General features: G+C 32.1%; 7 protein-coding genes. 5 read left to right on the top strand and 2 right to left on the bottom strand.

The annotated features are described in order from the left end of the window. The first annotated feature begins 285 nt into the window (after positions 1–285). Together ACIQ2L_RS02130 and ACIQ2L_RS02125 are read left to right on the top strand one after the other, a co-directional pair. Positions 286–672 carry a hypothetical protein gene (locus ACIQ2L_RS02130; RefSeq protein ID WP_396155956.1) on the top strand — a complete coding sequence of 129 codons (387 nt, stop codon included), beginning with the start codon at positions 286–288 and terminating at the stop codon, positions 670–672. Positions 673–779: 107 nt separating this feature from the next. Beyond that, on the top strand, positions 780–2777 hold the full coding sequence (locus ACIQ2L_RS02125) for an ATP-binding protein (RefSeq protein ID WP_396155954.1): 1998 nt from the start codon (positions 780–782) through the stop codon (positions 2775–2777). A 293-nt stretch (positions 2778–3070) separates the two neighbouring features. Here the strand turns inward: ACIQ2L_RS02125 and ACIQ2L_RS02120 are convergent, their stop codons facing one another. Next, the gene (locus ACIQ2L_RS02120) at positions 3071–3220 is read right to left on the bottom strand and encodes a hypothetical protein (protein WP_396155952.1); all 150 of its coding nucleotides are present in this window, start codon (positions 3218–3220) and stop codon (positions 3071–3073) included. A gap of 186 nt (positions 3221–3406) precedes the next feature. On the opposite strand from ACIQ2L_RS02120, the gene ACIQ2L_RS02115 reads away from it, so the two are divergent. The 3 genes from ACIQ2L_RS02115 to ACIQ2L_RS02105 all read left to right on the top strand — a co-directional run bounded on the left by ACIQ2L_RS02115 (position 3407) and on the right by ACIQ2L_RS02105 (position 6504). Continuing rightward, on the top strand, positions 3407–3691 hold the full coding sequence (locus tag ACIQ2L_RS02115) for a hypothetical protein (protein ID WP_396155950.1): 285 nt from the start codon (positions 3407–3409) through the stop codon (positions 3689–3691). A 213-nt stretch (positions 3692–3904) separates the two neighbouring features. After that, a complete protein-coding gene (locus ACIQ2L_RS02110; protein WP_396155948.1) occupies positions 3905–5842 on the top strand; it encodes a tetratricopeptide repeat protein in 1938 nt (645 codons plus the stop codon). Positions 5843–5850: 8 nt separating this feature from the next. Beyond that, complete coding sequence (locus ACIQ2L_RS02105) at positions 5851–6504, top strand: response regulator (RefSeq protein WP_396155946.1); 654 nt, start codon at positions 5851–5853, stop codon at positions 6502–6504. A gap of 161 nt (positions 6505–6665) precedes the next feature. Here ACIQ2L_RS02105 and thiL read toward each other — a convergent pair whose 3' ends face one another. Continuing rightward, a complete protein-coding gene (gene thiL / locus ACIQ2L_RS02100; RefSeq protein WP_396155944.1) occupies positions 6666–7712 on the bottom strand; it encodes a thiamine-phosphate kinase in 1047 nt (348 codons plus the stop codon). Positions 7713–7771: the final 59 nt, after the last annotated feature.

The following is a 7771-nucleotide window of genomic DNA, read 5'->3' as shown; positions in this document are numbered from 1 at the left end:
CAAAAGGCATTTATACGTACGAAATTGTATTAGCCAATAAAGAAATTTATAAGAAAGGCGAATACAAATTTGAAGACGATGTGGTATTTACGGTTAAAGATGAATAAAGAAAACAACTTTTTTTAAAATTTATAAAAATGTACACTTTTTGTGTACCAAAATGTAAAATAGGGCGTTTACTTTTACAACATCAAATAACAGTAATTGTATTAGACAGTAAATAAGTCTAGGTTTTAAAAATTCGACGACACAAAACCTAAGACCGATACAATTAAAATTATATACATGAAAAATGTACTATTGGGTTTGATGGTTATGGTTACTTTCCTATTCGAAGCAAAGGCTCAGGAAAAACAAACAATAGACCAGCAATGCGATTTTAAAAGTGGTTCCATAGTAGTGTCCTTTAATAAAGAGCGTATCGAATACAAGTTTACCTCTTTGGACGATCTAAACGAGCAGGTAGATGAAATTAGTAAAGAGATTGATTTTGCTGATTTCACCAATAAAAAAGAAGTCTGTGAAATAATTGTAGAACTCAAACTAGAAATAGCAATCGGAGCGACACGAATACGGCTTTCAGAAATAATAAAAACCAATTGCACAGAAGCCACAACTTCTGAAGCGGCAAGAAAATTAAAAGCCATGCTAGTTGCCGCCACTATTGGATAAAGAAACTGTTTGACAGAAGACTAAGTGAATGCATATAATTCATTTAATTGTGGGAAATTGGGTTCTGGCTTTTGCTGGAGCCCAATTTATTTATATAACTTTATTTTATGATGAAACTATTATTTTTAACAAGCATGGTTGTAGTACTGCTGAGTAGCTGTACCTCTAAAACTATGGATACTACTGATAAAGCCACCAATGATTCTATTAAGAAGTATTTGGATTTGGCGGGGAATTATAATGTCGCATTTGATAAAAGGATACAGTATAACGATAAAGCGTATTCTATGATTGATTTGAAGAAGAATGATAGTGTTACTAGATATTATTTAAATTATGTTACTTGCAATTACTCTAATTTATTTAAAAACAAAGAACTTAAATTAACTGCCGAGAAGTTAATGGTTTTATCGTTAAAAGGCAAAGATTCTTTAAATATTGGTAGAGCCAATAGAAATTTAGGATTGTATTATATGGCAATATCAGAAAATGAAAAGGCGATAATATATTTTTTTAAGTCAAAAAAAATATTTCAAGCTTTAAAAAGAACAGATTATGTTTTAAAAGTAATGGATCATATAGCGACAACACAATATTTTGCTTCAGATTTTTTAGGAAGTAATAAGACTTCAATTGAAATGATAGCATTATCAAGAAAGGAAAATTTAACTAAATTTCAATATATAGCTTTGTTGAATATTGGAGATAATTTATCTTCTTTAAATAATCATGAAGAAGCGTTAAAATATTACAAGAAAACTTTAAACAAATTAAAAGGTAATAGTGGTGTTTATAATTCTATGTCACAAAATTATTTATTTTTAAAGCAATATGATAGTGCATCAAAATATGTAAACTTTAACTTAAAAAATAAAAATTTATTATTATTTCATCCAAATACTTATTCAAGAGCTATCTCTTTAAATGCATTAGTTAAATTAGAAAAAGAAGAGTATGATGGATTAGAAAAGGAATTCAATTTAGCAGAATATTATTTTAACCGATATAATAGTCCAAATGGCAGAAATTATAATCAAATATACCTTTCTAAATATTATGACAAAATAAATGATAATAAAAAAGCAATAAAATCAGCTTATAAAGCTTTAAATTTATCTAAGGAGTATAATAATTATTATGATATTCTAGAAAGTCTAAAACAATTAATAAAAGTAGATAATACTAATGCTTCAAAATATGCTCAAGAATACATAAGAGTTAGCGATAGTTTGCAAATGGCAGAACGCAATTTTAGGGATAGATTTGCGCGAATAGCATATGAAACCAACGAAATCACCCAAGAAAAAGAAAAAGCCATCAATCAAAAATGGTTTATTAGCAGTATATCAGGTGTCATAATCCTAATTCTCTCACTATTATTTGTTATTTCTCGTCAACGAAACAAGCAAAAAGAACTACAGTTGCTCCAAGAACAACAAAAAGCCAATGAAGAAATTTACGAACTCATGCTTACTCAAAAAAGTAAGGAAGAAGAAATACGAAAAAATGAAAAAAAGCGTATTGCTCTAGAGTTGCACGACGGTGTTATGAACAAACTCGCCAGTACGCGACTCAATTTGGATGTGCTTAAGTATAAAAAGGACGCACAAACTATTGAGAAATGCGTGCCGCATATTGCCGAGATTTACAACATAGAACAGGAAATACGAAACATTACGCACGATTTGTCACAGGAAGCTATTGTAATTGGAAATAGTTTTTCAACCCTAATGAACGACTTTCTAAACACACAAAATTCAGCTTATCCCAAAACCCAATGTAGACTCGAAATAGAGGAATCGATTTCTTGGAGTAGTATATCGAGTACCATTAAGATGAATCTGTTTCGGATTGTTCAAGAAGCCACGCACAACATCAATAAATTTGCTAAAGCCAAAAACGTAGTGATTAGTTTTGTTTTAGACGAGCAAAATATTTGCCTTTCTATTACCGATAATGGTAAAGGATTTGACCCCGAAAACAACACGGATGGTATTGGCCTCAAAAACATCAAGCAACGAGTGGATAACCTTAACGGTAACTGTGTTATTCAATCAATAAAAAACAAAAGCACTTCCATCAATATTGCGATTCCAGTAATGTAGTGTAACCTACAGAATATTATATTTGAAAACGTCAGTTCGTTTTATGTATATCTTGTCTCAAAAGACGAGATATACATAAAATGTATCGACCCGAGCCGAAGGCGAACTGAGCGTAAGCTAGAACCCTTTTTAATGAAATTTTCCATGTTCACGATACGCTTCGCACTCGAAGCGACGTGTTTTGAGAATCCTAACTATATTTCGATACATTTTCAACTCCATGGCATTCTATTAAAAACACTCGATTTGACGATATACTAATTCAAAAGGGATATCGAACTCCTATTAATAAGTCATTCAAATAGTAGATGAGCACCAATTAATTTCTTCCTGCATAAAATAGTCATCCACCCAGATTTTCCGTTTTCATCCCCAATATCATTTTTAGCAACCTCAGGATTTACCTGTTTTTTGGTCCGATAAGTCATTTTCTCAAAAACCATCCACTCGCATTTGGCTATCATTCACTATCAAACGGCACCATTCTACCATATACCCCTTTATTCATAGGGATTGACAAACACATCCTATTTAGTTTTACATCGTGAAAGTGTCGCATTGTCTCAAATCAATAGAATGACACACATCAACAAAACGAAAAAAAACATTTAAAATAAAAAGTCTCAATTATGAAAAAATTAGCAACAACATTCGGATTATTAGCTTTAATGCTTGTAGTTACGTCATTTACAACACCAAGTGAAATAGGTGGTAAAAGTACACCTGGTACCTTGGGAACAGGTAAAGAAGGTTTTAATATTGGTGGTAAAAGCACACCTGGTACTTTAGGAACAGGAAAAGAAGGTTTTAATATTGGTGGTAAAAGTACACCTGGTACTTTAGGAACAGGTAAAGAAAGTTTTAATATTGGCGGTAAAAGCATACCTGGTGATTTAGGGACGGGGAGTAAATAAACAGAAAATTAAATTTTATATAATTAAACCACTAATTTAAGTTAGTGGTTTTTTTATTGAGTATGTTTACTACTTTTGTTGAAACACTATTTAATATTGAAAGTAAATTATATTATAATATTTATTATAGTTTTATTCTTAAGTTGTACAAAAAAGAAGATTCACATATTTTCTGAAAAAACAATTTCAGAGAAAGGGTTTTATTATTACAACTTGTCAAAACAGGAAAAATATTCTGATGCACAAAGGATAAATTTTCTAAACAGAGCTTTCAGTTTAACGTATAAACTCCAAAACACTAAAGAAAGCCGTAATTTGCTTTCCGATATTGTTTTTCAGTATTATAATTTTGATATTAAAGATGGTTTTAACAATTCATCCAAAGTTTTACTCAAGAATTCTCTAGCTTCACGAGATAGTATAAATTTAGGGAAAGCATATAGAAGTAGGGCATTCTATTATAAAAATGAAAACATCCTCGATAGTTCATTTATCTATTTTTCAAAATCAGAAAAGGTATATTTTAAAATAGATGATCAAAAAAAAGAGGTATTAGCTAATATTTATTTAAACAAAGGAGTAGTACAATACTTGGCTAGTGATTTTTTAGGGGCTGAATTATCTCTTACAAGAGCATATTCAATTTTCAAAGATTCAGAGAATAAAAATAATTTATATGGGACATTAAATCAGTTAGGATTAGTTTATAATGAACTTAAAGAGTATGATAAAGCTGTTTTTTATCATACAAAAGCACTTGAAACGGTTAGAAAGTTTAATTTACAAAACACACAACATCAAGAGGCGGTTTGCTACAATAATTTGGGATACCTGTATATTAAGCAAAATAAATATAAAGAAGCAATAACTAATTTTGAAGAAGGTTTAAAAGACAAACAAATTCTTAAAGACGATCCGGACTTATATTCACTTTTAATTGATAACCTTGCCTATTCTAGATTACAGAGTTCAAATTTTAAAGAACTCCCTAGACTATTTTTTGACGCATTGGCAATAAGGCAAAAATTAAACGACCCTACTGTTATTATTGGAAGTTATATTCATATTTCGGAATATTATCAAAAAAAAGGAGATAAAGGATTATCAATAGAATATTCTCAAAAAGCATTAAGTCATTCGAAACAATCAAAAATACCTGGTAATATTGTACTAGCATTAAAACAAGCATCAATTGTTGATATAAAAAATGCCTCAATATATTCTAAAGAATACATCAGAATTAGTGATAGTCTTCAAATTGTTGAACGTAAATCTAAAGACAGATTCAATCGTATTACCCTCGAAACCGACGAAATCATCCAAGAAAAAGACGTCCTCGAAGACCGCAACCGCAACCTCCTCTACGTTTTTGTAACCACCGTAATCTTAGCCTCATTATTATTTGTCGTAAGAGCACAACGTGCCCGAACACGAGAACTACTTTTCAAACAAAACCAGCAAAAAGCCAACGAGGAAATCTTTAACCTCATGATGTCGCAGCAATCTATTATAGATGAAAGTCGCTACAAAGAAAAGAAACGACTGGCGCGAGACCTGCACGACGGTGTTTTAGGCAGAATGTTTGGACTGCGGCTCAACTTAGACATTTTAAACTCGAGTACCGATACCGATGCACCTCAAAAAAGACAGGAATTGTTAAATCAGTTAAAAACCATCGAACAAGATATTCGTGAAATTTCGCATGATTTAAATAGAGAAAAATTGGTTTTAATTAATAACTTTGTTTCCATCGTTCATAATTTATTAGAAGAGCAAAAATCATTGCATGAGGCACATGTTGATTACCAAATTGACACCAAACTAGATTGGGATAAAATAGGAAATGCCGTCAAAATTAACCTGTATCGTATTTTGCAAGAAGGTTTACAAAACATTAATAAGTACGCCAATGCTAAGAATATTAAGGTTGACATTAGCGGAGATGCTGAAAATGTGTATTTAAAAATTAAGGACGACGGAATTGGATTTGATGTCAACAAAAAAAGCAAAGGAATTGGAATGCAAAACATGATTTCAAGAACACAAGATTGTCAAGGAATTATAGACATCAGCTCTAAAAAAGACCACGGAACCAAAATAGTAATTACAGTTCCCATAGAAACCAAAAAACCAAGTGTAGAAGAATCATGACAAACCGAATGAACATATTAATCGTAGACGACCATCCATTTATTATTCAGGCGTATAAAAATGCCTTAGATAAATACAGCCAACAAGGATATGAGTTTGTAATAACTCGAGCAAACAATTGTAAATCGGGATACGAAAGTATTACGGAATCAAAAACGCCTTTTGATGTGGCTTTCTTTGACATCAGCATGCCAGAGTATGCCGAAAAAGGAATTTATTCGGGCGAAGATTTAGCCATGCTGATGAAAACAGAAATGCCTCGCTGCAAAATTATTCTGTTAACCATGCATACCGAATTGCTCAAAATAAACAACATCATCAAAACCATCAATCCAAGCGGATTGGTGATAAAAAATGATTTGACGTTTGACGAATTGATTTTCGCATTTGATAAAATCATGAACAACGAAAATTATTACAGCCAAACCGTAATCAAATTAGTAAGTCAAGCGCAGTATAACAATATCGAATTAGACGCTTTTGATAAACAAATTTTGTTTTATTTGTCAAAAGGAGTAAAAACAAAAGATTTACCACTCTATATCCCACTTTCGTTCAGTGCTATCGAAAAACGTAAACTTAATATCGGAGAACTATTAGAGGTAAAAGAAGGAAATGACATCGATTTGATTAATGAAGCCAAAACAAAAGGTGTCATTTAACGATATTACGGGAAACCGTAACAACCAATCAAAATACTACCCTTAACTTAGCAAAAGATTTTAGGGGAATCTAGTAGATTATGGCAGTAAGACGCTTTGTACTATTACTTAATTTATGAAACTCAGGGAGAAAAGCGGTGCTTTCGGGTATCGCTTTTTACTTATTCATTCATGGCATCCCAACCGCGCGCTTTCAACGGAATTTTAGTATTTGCTCTAGTGATCAAATGAATACCTTCGCTTTCTTGTGTTAAATGGCCAATTACCGTAAAGTTTGGATTGGCTTTTATTTTATCAAAATCTTCTAAGGCAATAGTAAATAACAATTCATAATCTTCTCCACCATTGATGGCAACGGTAGTACTATCGATATTAAATTCTTCACAAACATTGATAAATTGAGGATCAACCGGAATTTTCTCTTCGTATAAATTACATCCTAACTTAGATTGTTTACAAATATGAATAATCTCAGATGATAATCCGTCCGAAATATCAATCATAGCACTTGGTTTCACATCTAATTTATGCAACAATTCCCTAATATCATGCCGCGCTTCGGGTTTTAACTGACGTTCAATCAAATACGAATAGCCATCCAAGTCGGGTTGATTGTTTGGGTTTACTTGAAACACTTGCTTTTCACGTTCTAAAATTTGTAATCCCATATAAGCCGAACCTAAATCGCCTGTAACTACTAATAAATCACCCTCATTTGCGCCATTTCTATAAACAATATCTTCTGCATTCGCTTCTCCAATTGCGGTTATCGAAATGATCAATCCTTTTTGAGACGAAGTGGTATCACCACCAATCACGTCAACATTATAAAATTTGGCTGCTAATGCTATTCCGTCAAAAAGTTCTTCCAAAGCTTCCAGCGGAAAACGATTAGAAACCGCGACAGAAACCGTAATTTGAGTCGCTCTAGCATTCATCGCGCAAATGTCCGAAACATTCACCACCACGGCTTTATAACCCAAATGACGTAACGGCATGTAGGACAAGTCAAAATGCACACCTTCAATTAATAAATCGGTAGAAACAATTGCTTTTTTATCCCCAAAATCCAAAACAGCCCCATCATCGCCTATACTTTTTAAGGTTGAGGATTGCTTTACATCAAAGTTTTTGGTTAAATGTTCTATAAGTCCAAATTCTCCCAATTGTGAAAGTGAAGTGCGTTGTGGTGTTTTATCTTCTAACATGATTTTTTTGGAAAAGCGTAAGCGCTAAAGTCAATATTTTTTGTTACATATTTTATGGT

Origin of the sequence: Flavobacterium sp., assembly GCF_044369455.1 — a bacterium.
Lineage (GTDB): Bacteria > Bacteroidota > Bacteroidia > Flavobacteriales > Flavobacteriaceae > Flavobacterium.
The sequence above is the reverse complement of the archived record's forward strand: the minus strand, read 5'-3'. Positions and strand labels throughout refer to the sequence as shown.

Bases quoted from the DNA above. Each gene is read 5' to 3' on its own strand.
- ACIQ2L_RS02105 (WP_396155946.1), top strand. From the start codon at position 5,851: ATGAACATATTAATCGTAGACGACCATCCATTTATTATTCAGGCGTAT.
- ACIQ2L_RS02115 (WP_396155950.1), top strand. From the start codon at position 3,407: ATGAAAAAATTAGCAACAACATTCGGATTATTAGCTTTAATGCTTGTA.
- ACIQ2L_RS02125 (WP_396155954.1), top strand. From the start codon at position 780: ATGATGAAACTATTATTTTTAACAAGCATGGTTGTAGTACTGCTGAGT.
- thiL (WP_396155944.1), bottom strand. From the start codon at position 7,712: ATGTTAGAAGATAAAACACCACAACGCACTTCACTTTCACAATTGGGA.
- ACIQ2L_RS02120 (WP_396155952.1), bottom strand. From the start codon at position 3,220: ATGGTTTTTGAGAAAATGACTTATCGGACCAAAAAACAGGTAAATCCT.
- ACIQ2L_RS02130 (WP_396155956.1), top strand. From the start codon at position 286: ATGAAAAATGTACTATTGGGTTTGATGGTTATGGTTACTTTCCTATTC.